Origin of the sequence: Thiohalocapsa sp., from assembly GCF_022340605.1 — a bacterium.
Classification (GTDB): Bacteria; Pseudomonadota; Gammaproteobacteria; order Chromatiales; family Chromatiaceae; genus Thiohalocapsa.
The window spans coordinates 1-21,236 of sequence record NZ_JAJDNQ010000031.1 but is presented as its reverse complement, the minus strand read 5'-3'; the positions used below and the strand labels follow the sequence as shown (position 1 = coordinate 21,236).

Below are 21,236 nucleotides of genomic sequence, written 5' to 3'. Positions count from 1 at the left end.
ACGTAGGGCGTCTCGCCGCAGCCGACGCAGGCGCCGGAGAACTCGAACAGCGGCTGCATCATCATCGCGTGCTTGATCTTGGTGCCGTCGAGCTTGGTGCGGTCATACTCGGGCAGGGACAGGAAGAAGTCCCAGTTCGGCACCTCCAGGGCGTGCCGCTCCTCGGCCGGGCGCATGTTGAGCGCCTTGCGCTTGGGGTCCTTGCGATCGCGGATGGGGCAGACCTCGGCGCACAGGCCGCAGCCGGTGCAGTCGTCCGGCGCCACCTGGTAGGTGACATGGTAGTCGGAGGGGAAGTCCTTGCCCTTGATGGCCGCGTGCTGGAAGCCCTCCGGCGCGTCGTTGGTGAGCTCCGCCGGATAGACCTTGGCGCGGATGGCCGCGTGCGGGCACACCAGCGGGCACTTGCCGCACTGGGTGCAGAGGTCGTCTTCCCACTTCGGCAGCTCCAGCGCGATGTTGCGCTTCTCGAAGCGGGTGGTGCCAGTGGGCCAGGTGCCGTCGGCGGGCATCAGGCTCACGGGCAGCTCGTTACCGCGGCCGGCGATGAGGGTTGCCGTGACGTGCTTGACGAAGTCCGGTGCGCTGTCCGGCACCACCGGCGGGCGCTCGAAATCGCTGGTCGCCTGGTCCGGCACCTGCACCTGGTGCAGGCCGTCCAGCGCCGCGTCGATGGCGGCATAGTTGCGGTCGAGCAGGCGCTGGCCCTTCTTGCCGTAGGTCTTCTTCACCGCCTGCTTGATCTGCTCGATGGCCTCGTCCTTCGGCAGGATGCCGGAGATGGCGAAGAAGCAGGTCTGCATGATGGTGTTGATGCGCCTGCCCATGCCCGTCTTCTCGGCGATGTCGTAGGCGTCGATGACGTAGAAGTTGAGCCCCTTGTCGATGATCTGCTGCTGCATGGACCGCGGCAGGTCGTCCCAGACCTTGTCCGCCGGCGTCGCGGAGTTGAGCAGGAAGGTGCCGCCGGTCTTGGCCTTGCCGAGCATGTCGTAGCGGCGCAGGAAGGTCGGCTGGTGGCAGGCGACGAAGCTCGCCTCGCCCTCGCCGACGAGGTAGGTGCTGTCGATGGGCCTGGGGCCGAAGCGCAGGTGCGAGATGGTGATGGCGCCGGCCTTCTTGGAGTCGTACTCGAAGTAGCCCTGGCCGAAGTTGGGCGTCTCCTCGCTGATGATCTTGATGCTGTTCTTGTTGGCGGACACGGTGCCGTCCGAGCCCAAGCCGTAGAACACGCAGGCGGTGACGCCCTCGGTGGCGTCCGGCTTGAAGCTCGGGTCCCAGTCCAGGCTGGTGTGGCCCACGTCGTCGATGATGCCGACGGTGAACTTGTTCTTCGGCTGCTCTTGGGTGAGCTCGTCCAGCACGCCCTTGACCATCGCTGGCGTGAACTCCTTGGACGACAGGCCGTAGCGCCCGCCGACCACGCGCGGCATAGCGGCCATGCTGCCGTCGGCGACCGCCTCTGCGAGCGCGGTAACGACGTCCTGGTACAGCGGCTCGCCGTTCGCGCCCGGCTCCTTGGTGCGGTCGAGCACGGCAATCTTCTGCGCCGTCGCTGGCAATGCAGCGAGCAGGTACTTGGGGCTGAAGGGGCGGAACAGCCGCACCTTGATGAGACCAACCTTCTCGCCGCGGGCGGCGAGGTGCTCCACCGCCTCCTGCGCGGCGCCGATGCCTGAGCCCATCAGCACGACCACGCGCTCGGCATCCGGCGCGCCGATGTACTCGAACACCTTGTACTGCCGCCCGGTGAGCTGGGCGAACTGGTCCATGCGCGCCTGCACGATGTCGGGCACCTTGGCGTAGAAGGGATTGACCGTCTCGCGGCCCTGGAAGTACACGTCCGGGTTTTGCGAGGTGCCGCGGATGAAGGGGTGGTCCGGGTTCATGCCGCGGGTGCGATGGGCGGTGACCAGTTCTTCGTCGATCATCGCGCGGATGGTCTCGATCGGCAGCTTGTCGATCTTGTTGACCTCGTGCGACGAGCGGAAGCCGTCGAAGAAGTGCAGGAAGGGCACCCGGCTCTCCAGGGTCGAGGCCTGGGAAATGAGCGCGAAGTCCATGATCTCCTGCACCGACGCCGAGCAGAGCATCGCGTAGCCGGTGGCGCGGCAGGCCATCACGTCGCCGTGGTCGCCGAAGATGGACAGCGCCTGCGCCGCCAGCGAGCGCGCCGACACGTGCAGCACCGTCGGCGTCAGCTCGCCGGCGATCTTGTACATGTTCGGGATCATCAGCAGCAGTCCCTGCGACGCGGTGAAGGTGGTGGACAGCGAGCCGCCCTGCAGCGCGCCGTGGATGGCGCCGGCGGCGCCGGCCTCGCTCTGCATCTCGACGACGTCCGGCACCGTGCCCCAGAGGTTCTTTACGCCGAGGGAGGACCACTCATCCGACCATTCGCCCATGGGCGAGGCCGGCGTGATGGGGTAGATCGCGATGACCTCGTTGGTGAGGTGCGCGACATAGGCGGCGGCTTCGTTGCCGTCGAGGGTGACCATCTGGTGCTGCGACATGGATACTTCCCGCAATTGAGAATGACTGCAAAAACAGACTGCGTGATGAGGATGGGAGGGTTCGCGGCGCCGGGCGCGCCGCGCGGCCTGCCTTGGGCAGCGACTATATCCGCAACTGCCCGGGGCACCACTGATCCAGGTCCAAGCCGCGTCGATAATCACGGCGGGGCATGATCCGGGTCAGTCAAGCGTCAGTTGCCCCCATGCAGAGCATTGACGCTGCAAGGACGACTGCGGTTCCCGGGTGTGTTAACAGGGGCATGCCGTGCATGGCGGTCCAATGCCGCGGGCCGCGGCAAGCGGCGTTGCCCGGCGGGGCCCGAACAGCGTAGAGGGGAGTCGCTGCCGGCGTCCATGATTGATTCTGGCCCTTTTGCTTTTCGCTGCCGGGGCCGGTAAGAAGTCTGCCATGGTTGCCGTGCCCACAGACATGTCCGTCAGCTTCCGCGGTATGCGCGAGGAGGACCTTCCCGCGGTGCTGGTGTGCGAGCGCGCGGGCTATGGCTCGCCGTGGTCCGAGGGCATCTTCCGCGATTGTCTGCGGGTGCGCTACACCTGCCTGGTGGCGGAGACCCGGGACATGATCGTCGGCCACGGCATCATGTCCGTCGCCGTCGGCGAATGCCACCTCCTCAACCTCTGTGTGCACCCGCTGTTCCAGCGGCTCGGCATTGGCCGGCGCATGCTGCGGCGGCTGCTGGCGCTGGCGCGCCGCGAGGAGGCCGACTCTGCCTTTCTGGAGGTGCGGATGTCCAATGCCGGCGCGATCAGGCTCTACCGCAGTGAGGGCTTCGACGAGATTGGCCTTCGCAAGGGCTACTACCCGAGTGCGGATGCCGATCCGAGCCGGCGGGAAGATGCGCTGATGATGGGGCGGGCGTTGTAGCCGCTGTTTCCTGGATTGCTTGCAGGGCCGAAATCTTTGCAGATGCGTCAAGTTTTGTGTGCATCGCAGCACCTATCAGAAAGGGCCAAGGGCCGGAACAGCGGTCGAGCGGAGGTGTGCGGTCGCGTTTCGGGGCTTGGCCCTCGGCCCTCGGCGTCTGTTGCATGCCGCCTTATGCCGTTGTCGGTCTGAGGCAGCGCCTCGCTAGCGTGTGATCCGGCAAGGTTGGTGAGCAACCGCCGCGCCGGGAGCAGGACCCGCGGCGGAGCCAAGCCGCTGGCCGGCCTACCGAGCCATGCTGGCGGGAGCCGCAGCGGGATAGGGTGGCTCGGGGAGGTGCGGAGGGGGGCCGAGGACAAATTGGCGCCCGTCGCGACGGGAGGACCTGCGGCGTGCCGGTGCTGCCGGCTTGGGTGCCGCGGCTCGGGCGCCGAAGAGTGAAGACCCGCGGTCCGAGATGCCGGGCGCGGGTGCAAGCGCGGGTGCAGGCCTCAGCTCGCCACGGCGAAGTCTCGCGATTGAAGCTCCCGCGCCAGCGCCGTGGCGGTTGCGGGTCCTACCGTCCCGTCCACGACGAGCCCAGCGGCACGCTGGAAGCGCATCACGGCGATAGCGGTCGTCGCGCCGAGATGCCCGTCCTCGGCCAGCTCGTAGCCGAGGGCGTTCAGGTGCTGTTGCAGCTCCAGGACATCATCACCGCGGCTGCCGCGCCTGAGCCGTCTACCGGCCTCGCAGCGGCCGTTCAGTGCCTCCAGGGCGGCTTCCGTCTTCGGCCCGAGGATGCCGTCCACGGTGAGCCCGTGCTCAGCCTGGAAGCGGCGCACCGCCGCCGTTGTCGCCGGGCCGAAGTCCCCGTCCAGCATCAGCCCATGGCCGAGGCGGCGGAGCAGTTGCTGAATGCGCGCAACTTCGGCGCCGCGGCTGCCGAGGCGCAACAGGCTTTCGTCCACCGCGTCGGTCTGCTGTCCTGCATGCCGGCGATGCGCCTCGTGCAGGTTCTCGTGGTAGTGCTGACGGCGATATCCGGGGCCATTGTAGCCGCGCGCGAAGGCCGCCCAGTCGTGGTGGCGCAGCGCATCACCGAGGCCGCGCTTGTCGATGAAGCGCATCATGAGCCGCGTCTGACCGCCGATGCCCGCGACGGCCTCACCCACCAGCGCCTGCACCGACGGGTAGCCGAGCCACTGCCAGTGGACCCCCAGGACGTTGCCGATGCCCCAGGAGCATGCCTCCAGGGCCGCGCACTCGTTCATGGCGCGTGCGCGCTCCAGCATGCGATAGCGCGCCCGTTGCGAGTGTGGGTTCTTGATGACGCCGCCGTGGGGCGCCGCGAGCCCCGCCGCTTCCGCCGCGGCGCGTAATGCCGGCGGCAGCAGCTTGTAGAAGTAGTGCGCGTTCCAATAGATGCGGGGCATTGCCCGGCCGTTGATGTCCGCGTAGGCCAGGCCGTCGCCCTCCACCTCGGCCACGGCCAGCAGTGCCGCAACGTCGATGCCCAAAGCCTTTGCGGTCTCGGTGATGTCCCGCACGATCTCGGAAGTGAATGCCATTTTAGCCTCCCAGGGTAGCGATCACCGTGCGGGCAGTGGACCGATGAGCACCGCTGCCGGCTTTGGTGACAGCCATTAATGGATCGTCTGAAGCGCCGAAATCTTTCCAGATGCGTAAAGTTTTGTGTGCACCGCAGCACCTACTCGGAAAGGGCCGAGGGCCAAGGCCCGGAACGGTCGTCGACCCGAGCTGTGCGGTCGCGTTTCGGGGCTCCGCCCCGGCCCTCGGCTCTCGGCGTTTGTTGCATGCCGCCTCATGCCGTTGTCGGTCTGAGGCAGCGCCTCGCTCGCGTCTTTCCCGCGCCCCAATTGGCATGCGCAATTGCCGCCTGACGCTGACGAGATGCGGCAAGCATAAGTCGCCGCGTGTCGCATGACGGCTGTTGGTGATTAAATGCCGCGGATGCTTTCAAATTTCGCTCGGAGCGCTGTCGTATACGTTGTGTGTTCGTCTCGCTCGGAGATGTGGCAATTTATTGCCCTCAGTCAGCCCAATTGCGGATTAAATCGCCATGGCGTAAGCCCGCACCCGCAGTGGAGCGCGGGTTATGCTGTGTTCGCGAGCGCGTGACCACCGGTGCCAGAGCGCGCCGCGGCCCGCGTCATCGACTCGTACGGAGGTTCAAGCGCCATGGCGAAGAGGCAACGCAGAGTGTTTTCCGCGGCCTTCAAGGCAGAGGTCGTCCGTCGACACTTGCTGCAGCGCGTGTCGGCGCAGGACATCTGTACCGAGCATGATCTGCATCCGCTCCTGTTCAAGCGCTGGGTGCGCGAGTTTCTTGCGGCCGGCGCGGATGCCTTCGACCGCAGGCGCGCGGCCGAGGAGTTCAGGCTGCGCATAAGGCTCGGTGAGTTGGAGATGGAACTGGCGCGCAGGCGCCGGTTGCTGAGAGATGTCCGCCAGGCATTGGCAGAGCCTGATCCGCCGCTAGCCCCAGCCGAAAACTGCTGAAGGGTCGCTTGGCGCCGGCGCGCGCCCGCGCTGCTGAGGCACCGCAGGTCTCCTGGATAGCCTGTCCTCCCGGTCGCCCGGTCGCCCGGTCGCGGCGAGCGCGTTTTGTCGGACACTGAAAGTGTATATCGCTGTCGGTGCCGCTTTCCCGAATGTGCTCCTCCCGCTTCAGTTGCAATTGGAGTGCGTCGCCGACTGTTTTTTGCGGCAATGCGCGGAAACCGTCAACGCGGATAACGGATTAACGCCGGAGAGCGAACGTTCGCATTCGCGTCGCACGTTCCGTCGGCATTGCTCGACATGTGCATCCATTGCACGGGCAAGTGCCCTGATGAAAGCCTTGATACTGCCCCGTGGAGTGCAGTCGATCAGGGAGGGACATCGGAGCGTATACGCCCGAGTGGGGCAGGGATTTCGCAGCCCCACTTGGGAGATAACAAGCAATGTGTACGACGCACAACATGCACCGGGCGGAGGTCAAGCTTGGCCTCGTGATGACGGTGCTGCAGGAAGGCAGGCGGCCCGGCACCGTCTGTCGAGAGTTGGATGTCCCGCAGTCACTGTACTACCGGTGGCTGCGGCAATTCGTCGATCATGCCGCTGCTCGCGTGTCGGGAAGGGCGCCCGAGCGTGCCGCACTGGAGGAGCGGATCGCGGCGCTGCGTGCCGAGCTCGATGCGGTCGAGGGGCATATCGAAGCAGAGCTGGCAGCGCTCACGCGGCGCCGCTTGGCGCGATGGGGCCCGCTAAGTGGGAAATGGATAGCAGCGGAGGTGCGCGATCAGGTGGTGGAGTTCGTGAACATCTGGGTCGGTGCACGGGCCGCCAAGACGACACAACTGCTGCGCTGGCTCGGCATATCGGCCGCAAAGTTCTATAACTGGCGCCGCCGCAAGGGGCAACCGAACCGCCACAACGGCCAGGTGCGCCGAAAGAACTGGGTCTCCGAGCAGGAGCGCCGGCACGTCATCGAGTATGCCTACCTGCACCCAGGGCTCGGCTATCGGCGCATTGCGCAGGAGTTGCGCCACAGTCGCAACGCAAAGCTGAGCGCGAGCAGCGTCTACCGCATCCTGCGGGAAGTGGGCCATGGCTGACGGATGCCGGAGCCTCGCCCCCTGCGGGTGCCGCCAACGACGATGAGCATCAGCCAAACACGATGGTCTTGTTGCCGTGCACCAGCACGCGGTCCTCCAGGTGGCAGCGCAGCCCGCGCGCGAGCACCTGCTTCTCGACGTCCTTGCCGAGCCTGATCATGTCGTCCACCGTGTTGTGATGGCCGACACGCACGACGTCCTGCTCGATGATGGGGCCTGCGTCCAACTCCGTGGTGACGTAGTGGCAGGTGGCGCCGATGAGCTTGACGCCGCGGGCGGCGGCCTGGTGATAGGGCCGGGCGCCGACGAAGCTGGGCAGGAAGCTGTGGTGGATGTTGATGATGCGTGCCGGGTGCCGGGCGCAGATGCGCTCCGGCAGGATCTGCATGTAGCGCGCGAGCACGATGACGTCCGGCCGCGCCTCGTCGAGGGCCTGCTCCACGGCCGCAAAGTGGGCTGCCTTGTCTGCCGGGTCCACCGGGAAGTGGCAGTACCTGAGCCCGTGCCACTCCACGTAGCCGCGCAGCTCATCGTGGTTCGACAGCACGCAGGGGATCTCGAAATCCATCTCGCCGCTGCGCCAGCGATAGAGCAGGTCGGACAGGCAATGGGCCTGCTTGCTCGCGAGCAGCACCACGCGCTTGTTGCGGCCGGTGTCGTAGATGGACCACTGCATCGCGAAGCGCTCCGCCACCGGCGTGAAGCGTGCCGTCAGCTCCTCGAGCCCGAACGGCAGCGACGCTGCCCGCACCACGTAGCGCATGAAGAACCACTGGCTTTCCGGGTCCGTGTAATGGTGGGCCTCGGTGATCCAGCCGCCGTGGGCGGCGATGAAGTCGCTGACGGCGGCGACGATGCCCACCCGGTCCGGGCAGGAGATGATGAGGCGGTAGGCGCGTTCCATGGGGTGTTCGGGGGCTGTTGTCGTGTCGTGAGCGGGATTTGGCAAGGCCCCATCATAGCCGCGGCGATTGAACGAGACAGTCCCTTGATGTCCGTAGCCGTGCTCGGGGCCTGTCGCGGCCTGTCGCGGCGGGGACGCCGCTCCCACGCACACAACCAGCGGACGCTGCGTTGACGGCGAGTGTTTGCCGGCGCGATGCTCACGGGCTCACCTGCTGAGCCACCGGCAGCGCTAGACTGCCCGCCGTTCCAGCCGCCGTTCCAGAGTCGCCGGCCATCCGGCTCGCATACAGGTCGTTTCGCCCCGCTGCCATGCTCACCCTGATCCGCTCCAACCGCGTGGAATACCTGCTCGCCGAGCTGGCGCGGCGGCTGGTGTCGGCGCCACCTGCGTCGGTGTTCACGGCCGAGACCGTCGTGACGCCGAGCCCCGCCATGGCGCGCTGGGTCAACCTGAGGCTCGCTGCGAGCTGCGGCGTGGCGGCCAACGTGCGCTATCCGCTGCCGGCATCCTGTGTCTGGGGCTTCGCGCGGCAATTGCTGGGCGAGCTGCCGGAGACCGATCCGCTGTCCATCGACGCCATGACCTGGCGCATCTTCGCATTGTTGCCCGAGCTGCTGCCGCAGCGCGCCTTCGCCGCCCTGCGGCACTATCTCCGGGACGACACCGACGGCCGCAAGCGCTGGCAGCTCGCGGCACGCATCGCCGACGTCTTCGACCGCTGCCAGCTCTACCGGCCCGGGCTGATCCGCGCCTGGATGCAGGACAAGGCGACGGACTCCGTCGAGCACCCCTGGCAGCCGCTGCTCTGGCAGTGCCTGGTGGCCGGCGGCGAGACCGTCCACCGGGTCGCCGTGCTGGACCGGCTGCTGGCGCACCTGGATACACCCGCCGTCGGCGCGGCGCTGCCGGCGCGGCTCGCGCTGTTCGCCGTTTCCAGCCTCCCGCCCATCTTCGTGCAGGTGTTCCAGGCGCTGGCGCGGCACATCCCGGTGGAGCTGTATCTGCACACGCCGAGCGATCAGTTCTGGTCCGACCTGGTCTCGCAGAAGACCCTGGCGCGCCGGCGCCTGGCGCAGCCGGACGATGCTGACCTGTGGGAGGTCGGCAACCCGCTGCTCGGCTCCTGGGGCCGGCAGGGACAGGCGTTGCAAGATCTGCTGCTGGAGGGTGAGACCGCGCTGGAGGAGCAGGACGCCTACGCCACCGACTGGCCCGAGACCCTACTCGGGCGGCTGCAGCAAGACCTGTTCGCGCTGACACCGGTGCCGGCGGGGCCCCAGGCGCTGACGCCGGACGATTCCGTGCAGGTGCACGTCTGTCATGGCCCGGCGCGGGAATGCCAGGTGCTGCACGACCGGCTGCTGGCCATGTTCGCGGCCGAGCCGGACTTAAGGCCCGAGGACGTCCTGGTGATGGTGCCCGACATCGGGCGCTACGCCCCGGACATCGAGGCGGTGTTCGACCGCCACCGCCCGGAGGCTGCCGCCGGCGATACGCCCGATGCGGCGCGCCGCTACATCCCCTGGAACCTGTCGGACATCGCCGCCGCCGACGAGCACCCGCTGGTGCGGGTGTTCCTCCAACTGCTCGCGCTGCCCGAGAGCCGCTTCACCCAGTCCGAGGTCCTGTCCTACCTGGACGTGCCGGCGCTGGCGGCAAACTTCGGGCTGGACGCCGACGCCGTGGCGCAGGTGAAAGATTGGCTCGCGGCGGCCAACCTGCGCTGGGGGCTGGATGGGGCGCACAAGGCGCGGCTGGGGCTGCCGGCCATGGCGCAGAACACCTGGGCGCAGGCCGAGGAACGGGTCTTCGCCGGCTATGCGCTCGGCGGCGAGCCCGGGGGAGCAGGGTGCTTCGCCGGCATTGCGCCGGTGGCCGGCGTCGAGGGCGGCGCCGCGGTGGCCCTGGGCGGCTTCTGGCGGCTGTTGTCACGGCTCGAGCAGGCGGCGACCCAGCTCGCCGCGGCGCGCCCGGCGGCGGTCTGGCAGCGTGACCTGAGCCACCTGCTGGCGGACCTCTTCGGCGAGCGCGATGATCCCGACGGCCGCCTTCAGCGCATCCGCGACGCCGTCGCCGAGTTGGCCATGGAGGCCGGCGACATCGACGAGCCGCTGAGCCCGCAGCTCGTGCGCCAATGGCTCACGGAGCGCCTCGGCGCGCTCACCGAGCACCGCGGCGGGCGCTATTTCAGCGGTGGCGTTACCTTCTGCGGCATGCGCCCCATGCGCAGCCTGCCGTTTCCGGTCATCTGCGTGCTCGGCCTGGACGCCGAGGCCTTTCCGCGCCAGGACCGGCCGGTGGAGTTCGACCCCATGCGCCGTACCTGGCGGCCCGGCGACCCGCGCAAGGGCGATGAGGACCGCTACCTGTTCCTGGAGACCCTGCTCGGCGCCCGCCGGCGGCTCCACCTCAGCTACGTCGGCCGCGACGCCCGCAACAACACCGAGCGCCAGCCGTCGGTGCTGCTGCGGGAGCTGCTGGACCACATCGACCAGTACTTCAGCCGCAACGACAGTGGCGAGCCGCTGAGCAAGGCCATCACCCGGGAGCACGCGCTACAGCCCTTCAGTCCGGTGCGCTTCCTGGAGCCCGACGACTCGCCGAACGACCAAGATCACCGCAGCTTCGACGCCGACTGGTGCCGCATCGCCCGGCACATGCAGCAGCCGGCGGCCGCGCCGGCGGCACCCGTGGACTGGCCCGCCGCCACGCTGCCCGAGGCCCCGGCGGCCATGCGCGACATCACGCTCACGCAACTGGAGCGCTTCCTGGCGCACCCGGTGCGCTACTTCGTGCAGACCCGCCTCGGCGTCTACCTGCGCGACGAAGAATTGGCGCCCGACGAGGAGCCTTTCGCGCTGGACAGCCTCGCCGCCTGGCAGCTCAGGACGCGGCTGCTGGAAGATCGGCTCGCCGAGCGGCCCGCCACGGCGGCGGAGCTTTCCGCCGAGGGCCTGCTGCCCCACGGCGCCTTCGGTGATCTGGCGCTGTCCCGCCAGGAGCGCCGGCTGGCGCCGCTGGAGGACGCGCTGGCGCCCTATGCCGGGCAGCGGGCCGCGCGCCTGGACCTGGACCTGACGTTCGATACCGACCCGGCTGGCCCCTGGCGGCTCACGGGGCAGGTGGGCGGCCTCTATCCGGACCTCGGGCTGCTGCGCTGGCGTGCCGGGCGGCTGCGCGGCGAGGACCGGCTCAAGCTCTGGCTCGCGCACCTGGCGCGCTGGGCGGTGGCCGACGCGTCGCTGGTGGAAGATCCGCAGCCGTCGGTGCTGCTCACCGAGCAGGACCGCTTCGCGCTGCGCAACGCCCCGCCGCGGGCCGAGGCGCGCGCCCGGCTCGGCGAGCTGGTGGCGCTGTACTGGCAGGGGGCGCACCGCCCGCTGCCGATATTCCCCAAGGCCAGCTTCGCCTTCGCCGAGTGCTGGGATGCCGACGACCCGAGTGCCCGGGAACGTGCCCGCAAGGAGGCAGGCAAGGCCTGGACCACCAGCGAGTTCAGCCAGGTCGCCGGCGACGGCGACGACGACTACGTGCAGCTCATGCTGCGGGATGTGACGGGCAATCCCCTCGATACCCCCGAGTTCGAGCAACTGGCGCTCGCCCTGTACAGCCCGCTGCTGGCAGCGGCGGAGGACGCATGAGCCCGCGTGCCCTGGATGACCCGGCGGTTCTCGCCTTTCCGCTCACCGGCGTGCACCTCATCGAGGCCAGCGCCGGCACCGGCAAGACCTACAGCATCGCCAACCTCTATCTGCGGCAGATCCTCGACGGCCGCGACGTGGGCGAGGTGCTGGTGGTCACCTTCACCAAGGCGGCCACCGACGAGCTGCGCGGGCGCCTGCGCGCCCGGCTGTCCGACGCGCTGGCGCTGCTGGATCTGGACGGCACCAGCGGGGACGGGTTCCTGCAGCTCCTTGCCGACGACCTGCGCGCTCGCGGCGAGGTGGACAACGCCATCCGCCGGCTCCGGCTCGCGGTACGCGCCATGGACGAGGCGGCGGTGTCCAGCATCCACGGCTTCTGCCAGCGGGCGCTCACCGAGCTCGCCTTCAACAGCGGCCAGGCGTTCGGCCTCGAAGTCCTCACCGACGACAGCGGGCTCTGGCGCGCCGCGGTGCAGGACTGGTGGCGGCGCACCGCCTATCCGCTGGATGCGGCCAAGGCGCAGTTGTTCGAGCAGGCCGTGGGCGACCTCGAAGGCTTCCGTTGGCGGTTGGAGCCCCTGCTGCGTACGCCCAAGCCCGAGCTCCTGCCCGCGGTCTGCGGCGCGTCGGCGGTGCTCGCGCGCTTCGATGCGCTGCTGCCGGCGCTGGCGGAGATCGCCACGCGGTGGCGGCGGGAGCGCGAGCGGATCACCGGTGCCCTGATGGACAGCAATGCCCTGAAGCGCCCCAAGGACGGCCCGTTCCACAAGGACAGCCTGCCGGCGCGCTTCGCCGAGCTGGACGCCTACTTTGCCGCCGCGCCCACAGCGCCTCCACCGCCGTCCTTCCAGGTGCTCGACGCCGCCGTGATCCGCGGCCAGCTCAAGAAGAACAAGACCGATTCTGCTCTCGACCACCCCTTCTTTGCCCGCTGCGGCGAGGTCCGTGAGACGCTCGAAGGCATTCACCGGGACCTGCGCATCGCCGCGCTGGCGGACGCTGCCGAATTTGCCCACGCGCAGGTCCGGCAGGCGAAGGCGGACGGTGGCCTGCTGGGCTATGACGATATGCTGACCCATCTCCGCGATGCCCTCGCCGGCCCCGCGGGCGCGGCGTTGGCGGCGGCTGTCACCGAGCGCTTTCCGGTGGCCATGATCGACGAGTTCCAGGACACGGACCCGCTGCAATGGGACATCTTCCAGCGGCTGTACCTGGACGGCCCGGGCCGCGGGCTGTACCTGATCGGCGACCCCAAGCAGGCCATCTACAGCTTCCGCGGTGGCGACATCTTTACCTACATGGCGGCGCAGGGACGCCTCGGTGCCGATGCCCGGGCGACACTGCTATGCAACTGGCGCTCGACCCCCGGCGTGGTGCGCGCGGTCAACAGCGTGTTCACGCGGCGCGCGCGGGACGCCTTCGTCTTCGGCGACACCATCGGCTTCACGCCCAGCGCCGCCGCCGACAAGGCACATCGATACCTGATGGACCGCGGCGCCGACCGCCCGGCGCTGACGCTGTGGACATTGCCCGAGGTGCCCAATGCCAAGGGCGAGTCGAAGCCGCCCAGCAAGGCCCGGGCCACCGAGCTGGCCCATGCCGCCGTCGCCGACGAGATCGTCCGGCTGCTGGCCGCTGCCCGCGATGGCGGCGCGCGGCTCGTCGAGCGCGACGCGGACGGCCATGTGTGCGAGGAGCGGGCGCTGAAGCCCAGGGACATCGCCGTGCTGGTGCGTACCCGCCACGACGGCGCCACGCTGCGCCAGGTGCTGGCCGCGCGTGGCGTCGCCGCCGTCTCGGTGGCGCGCGACAGCGTCTACGCGAGCGACGAGGCCGCGGCGCTGGAGCCGCTCCTGGCCGCCGCGCTGAACCCGCGCGAGCGCGGCCTCGCCCGGCTTGCGCTCGCCTCCGGCCTCATCGGCCTCGGCTACGCCGACATCGCGCGCATCGCCGGCGACGAGCTCGCCTGGGCCGGCTGGGTGGACTGGCTTTTGGCGCTGCACGAGGCCTGGCAGCGGCGTGGCTTCATGGCCATGTTCCAGCGCCTGCTCTGGGCGACGGGTGCGGAGGGCGCGAGCATCGCCGAGCGGGTGGCGGCCGACGCCGACGCCGAGCGCCGGCTCACCAATCTGCTGCACCTCGGTGAGCTGTTGCAGCAAGCCGCCCACGCGCAGCCCGGCATGGACGCGCTGCTCAACTGGTTCCGCATCCAGCGCCGCGAGCAGCAGGCGGAGCAGGCCGCCGACGAGCTCCAGCTGCGCCTGGAGAGCGACGCCGGCCTGGTGCAGATCGTCACCATGCACGCCGCCAAGGGCCTGCAATACCCGGTGGTGTTCCTGCCCGACCTGTGGAACTGCAAGGCCACGAATCACAAGCAGCCGCTGCGCTTCCACCGTGACACCGACGGCATGGCCTGTCTCGACATCGGCTCCGACGATCAGGCCGCGCACCTCAATCTTGCCGAGCGCGAGCGCCTGGCCGAGGACGTGCGCCTGGCCTATGTCGCCCTCACCCGCGCCGAGTCGGCCATCTACGTCGTCTGGGGCCGCGCCGGCAGCGCGAGCCGCGGCGCCGATGCCGGCCGCGCCGCCCTCGGCTGGCTGCTGCATCCGCACCAGGACGCCGCCGCGCTCAGGGAAGGGCCGCCGGACGCCTTCGCCGGCCTCGCCACGCTGGACGCGGACCTGGCCGCGCTGGCGGAGGCGGCGGATGGGGCCGTCGCGCTCGCGCCGCTGCCGGAGCCGGTCACGTCGGCGCGGCTCGCCGCCGTCGACGATGGTGCCCTGCCCACGGCCCGCGACTTTACCGGCCGCATCGACACGAGCTGGCGCATCACCAGCTTCTCCGCGCTGACCCGCGACCTGCACGCGGTGCCGCCCGGCCTCGGCGAGCGCATCGACGACGAGTCGGCGGCGGCCCTGCCCGAGGAGATCGCTGTTGCGAGCGCGGACGACGACCCGGCCTTGCGCTTCCCGGCCGGCAGCGACGTGGGCACCTTCCTGCACCTGCTGCTGGAGCACCTGGACTTCACCGGCGACATCGCCGCCCAGGCCGAGCAGCTCAGCGCGCGCTTCGCCGCCCGCTTCGGGCTCGACCACCGCCGCCACGGCGCCGACACGGCGCTGCTGCTGGAGCGCGCCGTGCAAACCCCGCTCACCGCCGACGGCCTCCGGCTCGCCGACCTGCCCGGCGCGCGGCGCCTGAACGAGCTGGCGTTCGATCTCGCCACCGATCGCGCCGACCTCGCAACCCTGAACCGGCTGCTGGCCGAGCACGTGGGGCGGCCGCTGCCGGCGCTCACGGCGGCGAGCTTCGCCGGCATGGTCACCGGCGTCATCGACCTGGTGTTCGAGCACGACGGGCGCTTCTTCGTCGCCGACTACAAGAGCAACCTGCTCGGCCCGCGCTTCGACGACTACGCGCCGGCGGCCCTCGGCAGCGCGATGCTGGAGCGCCGCTACGACCTGCAATACCTGCTCTATACCCTGGCGCTGCACCGCTACCTGGGCAGCCGGCTGCCGGGCTATGACTATGAGCGCCATCTGGGCGGCGTCTTCTATCTCTTCCTGCGCGGCATGCGCCCGCGCACCGGCCCCGAGCGCGGCGTGTTCTTCGCCCGCCCGCCGCTTGGGCTCATCGAGACCCTGGACCGAAAGATCTTTCCGTGGGGCGATGCCGCCGCCGGAGGTGACGCGTCATGACCCCGTCGCTGTACTCCTTGATGGAGGCCGGGCGGCTGCCGCCGCTGGCCTATTACTTCGCCCGCTTTGTCGGCCGCGGCAGCGGGGCAGGGGAGGAGAGCCTGCCGGCGCTGAGCGCGGCCCTGGTGAGCGCCCGGAACCTCGACGGCGACGTCTGCGTCGCCCTCGCCGAGCAAGCCGGGCGGGTGCTGTTCGCGGACGCCGCCGACCCTGAGGTAGACGGCCCCGTCGCGCCCGCGTTGGCCGACTGGCTCACGGCGCTCAGGGCCTGCCCCTGGTTCGGCGAGCCGGGTGATGGTGCCCCGCTGATCCTGGACGGCGAGCGGCTCTATCTGGGCAAGTACTGGCACTTCGAGAGCCGGGTGGCGGCGGCGCTGCTCGGGCGCCTGGCGCCGGCGGCGGACCTGGACGCGTCTCGGCTCGCGGACGGTCTGGCGCGGCTCTTTCCGGAGTCTGGCGCTGCTGGGTCGGGCGCGGCTGCATCGGGCGCGGATAGGCCGGACTGGCAGCGCATCGCCGCCGCCATCGCCGTCACCCGCCGCTTCGCGGTCATCTCCGGCGGTCCGGGCACCGGCAAGACCACCACCGTGGTGAAGGTGCTGGCGCTGCTGCTGGAGCAGGACCCGGCGCTGCGCATCGCGCTCGCCGCGCCCACCGGCAAGGCCGCCGCGCGGCTCACCGAGTCCATCGGTGCCGGCAAGGGGCGCCTCGCCGCTGGCGGCGCCAATCCAGCCGCCGGCAGCGCCAATCCAGCCGCCGGCAGCGCCAATCCAGCCGCCGGCAGCACCAATCCAGCCGCCGGCGGCGTGGCGCCGGACATCCTTGCGCGCATTCCGGAGCAGGCCCAGACCATCCACCGGCTCTTGGGGTTCGGCGCGGACGGCCTCTTCCGGCGCGATGCCGACAACCCGCTGCCGGTGGACTGCCTGGTGGTGGACGAGGCGTCCATGATCGACCTGCCGCTGATGGCGCGGCTCTTGGCGGCGCTGCCCGGCGCCGCCCGGCTGGTGCTGCTGGGCGACCGCGACCAGCTCGCCTCGGTGGAGGCGGGCAACGTGCTCGGCGACATCACCGGCCGCGGGCAGCCGATCCGCTACGGCGCGGAGCAGGTGCAGCTGCTGGCGGAGGTGGGGGCGGCACCGGCGCAGGCGTTGTCCACCGTTGCCGGTGGGGAAGGGGATGGTCAAGGTGCGGCGGGCGCGGACGCCGTGGATGCACCCGAGGCAGCCTCAATTGCCGCCGCCGTCGCGCTGCTGCGTTTCAGCTGGCGCTTCGGCGCCGACAGTGGCATCGGCGCCCTGGCGCGGGCGGTCAACGCCGGCGACGGCGCCACTGCCCTCGCGTTGCTGGACGGCGACGCTCACGACGACATCACCCGTCTCGCGCCGCCCGCGGACGCGCTGCATCCGGCCTGCATCGACTGGGCCGTGGAGCGCTTCGCCCCGGTGCTCGGGGCCACGGACCCCGCCACCGCGCTGGCCCTGCTGGAGCGCGCCCGGGTGCTGGCGGCGCTGCATCGCGGACCCTTCGGCGTCGAGACCCTGAACGTGCGCATCACCGAGCGGCTGCGCAACCACGACAAGGTCAGCGGCAAGGTGACCGGTGCCGTCGGCGACAATGCCCTGCACCACGGCATGCCGGTGATGATCACCGCCAACGACTACGAGGTGGGCCTCTACAACGGCGACGTGGGCCTGCTCTGGCAAGACGCGGCCGGGCGTCTGCGGGCGCACTTCCGCGCCGCGGACGGCGAGCTGCGCACCCTGTCCGTGCGCCAGCTCCCGCCCCACGTCTGCGCCTACGCGCTGACGGTGCACAAGAGCCAGGGCTCCGAGTTCGACGAGGTGCTGCTGGTGCTGCCGCCGGACCCGCACCCGCTGGCCAGCCGCGAGCTGCTCTACACCGCCGTCACCCGCGCCCGCAAGCGGGTCACCGTGCACGCCGGCAGCGCGGCGCTGCAACACGCCTGCGCCACCCGCGTGCAACGCACCTCCGCCTTGGCGGAGCGGCTTGGCTGGCCCGCCGCGAGCGCGTAGCCAGTCTGCGGCGGGCCGCCCGTCGCGCCGAGGACGGCGCTCCCACAGATCTTGTGGGAGCGGCACTCTCGGTGCCGCGACCGGGCGCGAGGCTAGCGTCTTGTGGGAGCGGCACTCTCGGTGCCGCGACCGGGCGCGAGGTAGCACCCCAAGCCCCGAGTAACCACCCAACGGCAGGCAACAGCGCGGCCCTCATCGCGCCACAAAAGGCAGTGGCGCTCCCACCGCGCCGGCGCGTCCGAGGGATCGGGTTAGCGCAGCGTAACCCGACCTACAGCTGGAGCGGCGCTTGTGAAAGCGGCACGCCCGGTCTTGTGGGAGCGGCACTCTCGGTGCCGCGACCGGGCGCGAGGCAGCACTCCAAGCCCCGAGCCACCGCCCAGCGGCAGGCAGCCGCCCATCACCCCCGCGCCGCCCGGCGCCGCAGCACGATGGCCACGCCGCCGAGGGTCGCCGCCGAGGCCAGCACGAGGCGCAGGGTCACCGGCTCCGCCAGCAGCAGCACGCCGCCGAATGCGGCGATCACCGGCACCGAGAGCTGCACCGTCGCGGCACTGGTGGCCTTGAGCCCCGGCAGCGCCGAGTACCAGAGGGCGTAGCCGAGCCCCGACGCGATGGCCCCGGACGCCACCGCCAGCGCGACGCCGGGCCAGGCCGCGTGCAGCCGGCCGATGAACGGCACGCTCACCGCCAGCACCAGCGGCACCGCGAACAGGAAGTTGCTCGCGGTGGCCGCGAGCGGATCAGTGACGGCCTGGCCGCGCAGGGTATAGATGCCCCAGGCGATACCGGCCAATGCCATCAGCCCGGCGCCGAGCGGGTCCGGTGCCGTGACCCCGGGCGCCACCAGGTAAACGAGCCCCAGTACCGCGAGCCCGAGCCCGAGCCAGGACAGCGCCGAGAAGTGCTCGCCGCGCCGCAGCGCCACCACGAACATGGTGAGCTGCACCGCCCCGAACAGGATCAGCGTGCCGGTGCCGACCTGAAGCCACAGGTAGGCGACGGAGAAGCAGATCATGTAGCTGAACAGCGCCGCCGCCGAGCGCCAATCCGCGCGCGGCAGGCCCGAGCGCCGCCAGTGCGGCCAGGCCAGCAACGCCAGCATGAGCGCGCCGGAGACGACGCGCACGGACGAGAAGCTCGCCGGATCGATAGCCCCGTTGTGCAGCGCCAGCCGGCACAGCACCGCGTTGGCCGCGAAGGCCAGCATGGTCAGCGCCGTGAGCAGCGCCGTGCGGGTTGTAGTCAAGTCGTGGCCTTCGGTCTCGGGAACAGGATGTCGACGCGCAGCCCGGGGCCGGTGCCATCGGCGCCGGCCGGCATGGCGTCGTCGAGGCGGATGCGCGCGCGGTGAAGGTCGCAGATGCGCTGGACGATGGAAAGGCCCAGACCGGCCCCGGGCTCCGTCTGGCCGGGCTCGCGATGGAAGCGCCGAAACACGTGCTGGCGCCGATCCGCGGCGATGCCGGGGCCGGTATCCGTGACCGTCAGGCGTATCGCGTTGCCCACCAATTCCACCTCGGCCCGGACCGTGCCGCCCGCGGGCGTGAACTTGATCGCGTTGTCGACGAGATTCGCCACCAGGATCATGAGCATGGAGGCGGGAACCCCGACGACGCAAGTGTCGTCCGCGGGCACCTGCTGCTGGAGGCTGAGCCCGGCGCTCTCGGCCACGGTCTGCCGGTCCGCGACAACCTCGGTGACGGCGAGCAGCAGCGAGGCGCTGTCACCCTCGTGCCGGGAGCGGTCCTGGCCGATCCGGGACAGGGCCAGCATCTGCTCCACCACGCGCGTGGCACGGACGACGCCGCGCGAGATGTTGTCGAGGGCCTGCTGCAATTGCGCCGGCTCCGCCGCCCGCCGCGCGATCTGCGCATGGGTGCGAATGATGGCCAAGGGGGTCCGCAGCTCGTGGGAGGCGTCGGCGGAGAATCGCCGCTCCAGGGTCAGGCTGCGGCGCACCTGCTGCATGAGGTCGTTCAGTGCCTTGATGAGCGGTTGTGCTTCCGGCGGTGTTGCGTCATCCGGGATCGGCTCAAGCCGCCGGTCCGAGCGTGCCTCCACGGCGTGCGCCACCCGCGCCAGCGGTCGCAGCCCGTCGCTCACCGCGAGCCAGATCAGCAGCAGGGCCAGCGGCAGGGACCACAGGATCGGCTGCAAGGCGTTGAAGGTGAGATAGCGCACCAGCTCCCGGCGGATAGCGTAGTCCTGCGCGACGTACAGGACGCGCCCGGATTGCTCGCAGCGGTAGCCAAACACGCGCCACCTGTGCCCGCCGACGCTCTGGTCGGTGAAGCCGAGCCGGTCGGCAAGCCGCGCCGTGGGCGCCGCGCCCAGCCGGGCGAGCAGCTCGTCGCCGTCCCAGACCTGGAAGCTGATCCGGGTTTCGTAGGGGTGCCCGAGGGAGGCCAGGCTTTGACCTTGGGGGCCGAGGTCCGCGAGGTCGCCGATCAGCCCGATGCTGCGCAGCACCAGCGCCATCTGGGCGAGCTCCGCATCGAGGAGTTCTTCGACCTCGTGGTTGGCGCGCTCGACGGCGATCAGGGCGATCGCGCCCCAGATGATCGTCCACAGCGCCAGCAGCGACACCATCAGCCGGACGCGGATAGACATCATGGCGCGGGCTCCGAGACGAGCTTGTAGCCGACCCCGCGTACGGTCTCGATGCGCGTGCGGCCGAGCTTGCGCCGCAGGTTGTGGATATGCACCTCCAGCGCGTTGCTCTCCACCGGCTCGCCCCAGTCGGAGAGGCTGTTTTGCAGGCGCGAGCGGGCCACGACGTGGTCGCGCTGGGCCGCCAGCATCTCCAGCAGCGCGAATTCCTTCGGCGACAGGGCCAGCGGCAGGCCGTCGAGCAGCGCCTCGCGATGGTGCGTGTTCAGGGTCAGGTTGCCGGCGCGCAGCGCGGCCGACGCGTGGCCGCCGCTGCGGCGCACCAGCGCGCGCAGCCGCGCCGCCAACTCGGACAGATCGAAGGGCTTGATCAGGTAATCGTCGGCGCCCGCGTCGAGACCGCCGACCCGGTCGTCGAGGCCGTCGCGCGCGGTGACGATGAGCACCGGCACGTCGAGCTGCTGGTGGCGGATCTCGCGCAGCAGGGTCATGCCGTCGCGATCCGGCAGCCCGAGATCCAACACCACGGCGTCGAACGGCTCCAACCGCAGGGCATGTGCCGCGGCGCCGGCATCACGCACCCATTCGGCCCGATAGCCTTCCTGCTGGAGGCCGATCTGCAATCCGCTACCGAGCAGATGGTCGTCTTCGACGAGCAGCAGGCGCACGGGTGGTGGTGGAGCAACTGTGGTGGGACGGTGGAAAACGGGGCGCGATGCCGGCGACGGCCGCTTGGCCGGTCGATGCCGCGGTGGCCCGCGCGTGCCCGCGCGGGTGACGGCCGCGCCCAAGGCGCAACCCGGTGTCGAACAGTCGGCAATGCGGCCTGGTCGCCATGCCTGGCGACAAGCGGCCTTGCCGGAGAGTAGCCCGGCGACCGGCGCTGAACACGCAATGCTAAGCCGGCAATCCCCTGACCGCAACGACGGCCGCGCCCCGGTGCCGATGCTGCGCGGGCGGGCGGTCACGCCGCGTCGTCGCCGCCATCGGCGGTAACGCCCCGGTCAGCCTCTCCTGATGAATTGATGAGGCATACACCTGCATCCCCTTAAGGTTTTCTTAAGCCGACCAAGCCTAGGCTTTTTCCTGCCCGTTCGTTCCGGCGCAGGGCGCGAGCGGATCGCGACGGCACAGGTCGAGGCGCGTCGGCGAGGTGGAGCCGGCGGCATCGCGCCGACGCGTGCCAGCTCGCGGCTGGTCCGTGGCCGGATGCAGTCGGGGCGGAAGGTGTCGCCCACGCGCGACCGCGGGCATGCCGGCGAGCAGTGACGGGCGGAGACGGTGACCGCCGTGCAGACGGCGGCCGAGCATCCACCGAACAGCGAAAGAGAGTGAGG

General features: G+C 70.3%; 12 protein-coding genes. 6 read left to right on the top strand and 6 right to left on the bottom strand.

What is annotated here, in order from left to right; genetic code table 11:
• A partial coding sequence (nifJ, locus tag LJE69_RS04430) for a pyruvate:ferredoxin (flavodoxin) oxidoreductase (RefSeq protein WP_296921905.1) occupies positions 1-2,513 on the bottom strand: 2,513 nt, incomplete at its 3' end.
• Positions 2,514-2,943: 430 nt separating this feature from the next.
• On the opposite strand from nifJ, the gene rimI reads away from it, so the two are divergent.
• Entirely contained in the window at positions 2,944-3,399 is a 456-nt protein-coding gene (gene rimI, locus LJE69_RS04425; RefSeq protein ID WP_296921903.1) for a ribosomal protein S18-alanine N-acetyltransferase, read from the top strand.
• A 491-nt stretch (positions 3,400-3,890) separates the two neighbouring features.
• Here rimI and LJE69_RS04420 read toward each other — a convergent pair whose 3' ends face one another.
• Positions 3,891-4,949, bottom strand: a complete 1,059-nt coding sequence (locus LJE69_RS04420; RefSeq protein WP_296921902.1) for an N-acetylmuramidase domain-containing protein — start codon at positions 4,947-4,949, stop codon at positions 3,891-3,893.
• Positions 4,950-5,580: 631 nt separating this feature from the next.
• Here LJE69_RS04420 and LJE69_RS04415 point away from each other — a divergent pair.
• Both LJE69_RS04415 and LJE69_RS04410 read left to right on the top strand, forming a co-directional pair.
• Positions 5,581-5,901 (top strand): transposase, encoded by a 321-nt coding sequence (locus tag LJE69_RS04415; protein ID WP_296921900.1) that lies wholly within the window; start codon positions 5,581-5,583, stop codon positions 5,899-5,901.
• A 461-nt stretch (positions 5,902-6,362) separates the two neighbouring features.
• Positions 6,363-6,998, top strand: coding sequence for a transposase (locus LJE69_RS04410; RefSeq protein ID WP_296921898.1), 636 nt, complete (start codon positions 6,363-6,365; stop codon positions 6,996-6,998).
• Between the two features lie 49 nt (positions 6,999-7,047).
• Here the strand turns inward: LJE69_RS04410 and purU are convergent, their stop codons facing one another.
• Positions 7,048-7,902 carry a formyltetrahydrofolate deformylase gene (gene purU / locus LJE69_RS04405; RefSeq protein ID WP_296921896.1) on the bottom strand — a complete coding sequence of 285 codons (855 nt, stop codon included), beginning with the start codon at positions 7,900-7,902 and terminating at the stop codon, positions 7,048-7,050.
• A 311-nt stretch (positions 7,903-8,213) separates the two neighbouring features.
• Here purU and recC point away from each other — a divergent pair, with 311 nt between their 5' ends.
• From recC to recD, 3 genes are read left to right on the top strand one after another with little or no spacing between them, the layout of a single operon-like run.
• On the top strand, positions 8,214-11,546 hold the full coding sequence (gene recC, locus LJE69_RS04400) for an exodeoxyribonuclease V subunit gamma (protein WP_296921894.1): 3,333 nt from the start codon (positions 8,214-8,216) through the stop codon (positions 11,544-11,546).
• A complete protein-coding gene (gene recB / locus LJE69_RS04395; RefSeq protein WP_296921892.1) occupies positions 11,543-15,250 on the top strand; it encodes an exodeoxyribonuclease V subunit beta in 3,708 nt (1,235 codons plus the stop codon). Before recC ends, recB begins: the two co-directional genes overlap by 4 nt.
• Positions 15,247-17,286 (top strand): exodeoxyribonuclease V subunit alpha, encoded by a 2,040-nt coding sequence (gene recD / locus LJE69_RS04390; RefSeq protein ID WP_296921890.1) that lies wholly within the window; start codon positions 15,247-15,249, stop codon positions 17,284-17,286. The genes recB and recD overlap by 4 nt, the downstream gene beginning before the upstream one ends.
• Before the next feature lie 400 nt (positions 17,287-17,686).
• On the opposite strand, the gene LJE69_RS04385 is transcribed toward recD, so the two are convergent.
• From LJE69_RS04385 to LJE69_RS04375, 3 genes are read right to left on the bottom strand one after another with little or no spacing between them, the layout of a single operon-like run.
• Positions 17,687-18,535: a DMT family transporter gene (locus LJE69_RS04385; RefSeq protein ID WP_296921888.1), complete on the bottom strand. Its 849-nt coding sequence runs from the start codon at positions 18,533-18,535 to the stop codon at positions 17,687-17,689.
• The gene (locus LJE69_RS04380; protein ID WP_296921886.1) at positions 18,532-19,902 is read right to left on the bottom strand and encodes an ATP-binding protein; all 1,371 of its coding nucleotides are present in this window, start codon (positions 19,900-19,902) and stop codon (positions 18,532-18,534) included. Before LJE69_RS04380 ends, LJE69_RS04385 begins: the two co-directional genes overlap by 4 nt.
• Positions 19,899-20,567 carry a response regulator gene (locus tag LJE69_RS04375; RefSeq protein WP_296921884.1) on the bottom strand — a complete coding sequence of 223 codons (669 nt, stop codon included), beginning with the start codon at positions 20,565-20,567 and terminating at the stop codon, positions 19,899-19,901. The genes LJE69_RS04380 and LJE69_RS04375 overlap by 4 nt, the downstream gene beginning before the upstream one ends.
• Positions 20,568-21,236: the final 669 nt, after the last annotated feature.

Excerpts from the sequence above, each read along its gene's own strand:
- rimI (WP_296921903.1), top strand. The coding sequence starts at position 2,944 with ATGTCCGTCAGCTTCCGCGGTATGCGCGAGGAGGACCTTCCCGCGGTG.
- purU (WP_296921896.1), bottom strand. The coding sequence starts at position 7,902 with ATGGAACGCGCCTACCGCCTCATCATCTCCTGCCCGGACCGGGTGGGC.
- LJE69_RS04420 (WP_296921902.1), bottom strand. The coding sequence starts at position 4,949 with ATGGCATTCACTTCCGAGATCGTGCGGGACATCACCGAGACCGCAAAG.
- recC (WP_296921894.1), top strand. The coding sequence starts at position 8,214 with ATGCTCACCCTGATCCGCTCCAACCGCGTGGAATACCTGCTCGCCGAG.
- recB (WP_296921892.1), top strand. The coding sequence starts at position 11,543 with ATGAGCCCGCGTGCCCTGGATGACCCGGCGGTTCTCGCCTTTCCGCTC.
- LJE69_RS04410 (WP_296921898.1), top strand. The coding sequence starts at position 6,363 with ATGCACCGGGCGGAGGTCAAGCTTGGCCTCGTGATGACGGTGCTGCAG.
- recD (WP_296921890.1), top strand. The coding sequence starts at position 15,247 with ATGACCCCGTCGCTGTACTCCTTGATGGAGGCCGGGCGGCTGCCGCCG.
- LJE69_RS04380 (WP_296921886.1), bottom strand. The coding sequence starts at position 19,902 with ATGATGTCTATCCGCGTCCGGCTGATGGTGTCGCTGCTGGCGCTGTGG.
- LJE69_RS04415 (WP_296921900.1), top strand. The coding sequence starts at position 5,581 with ATGGCGAAGAGGCAACGCAGAGTGTTTTCCGCGGCCTTCAAGGCAGAG.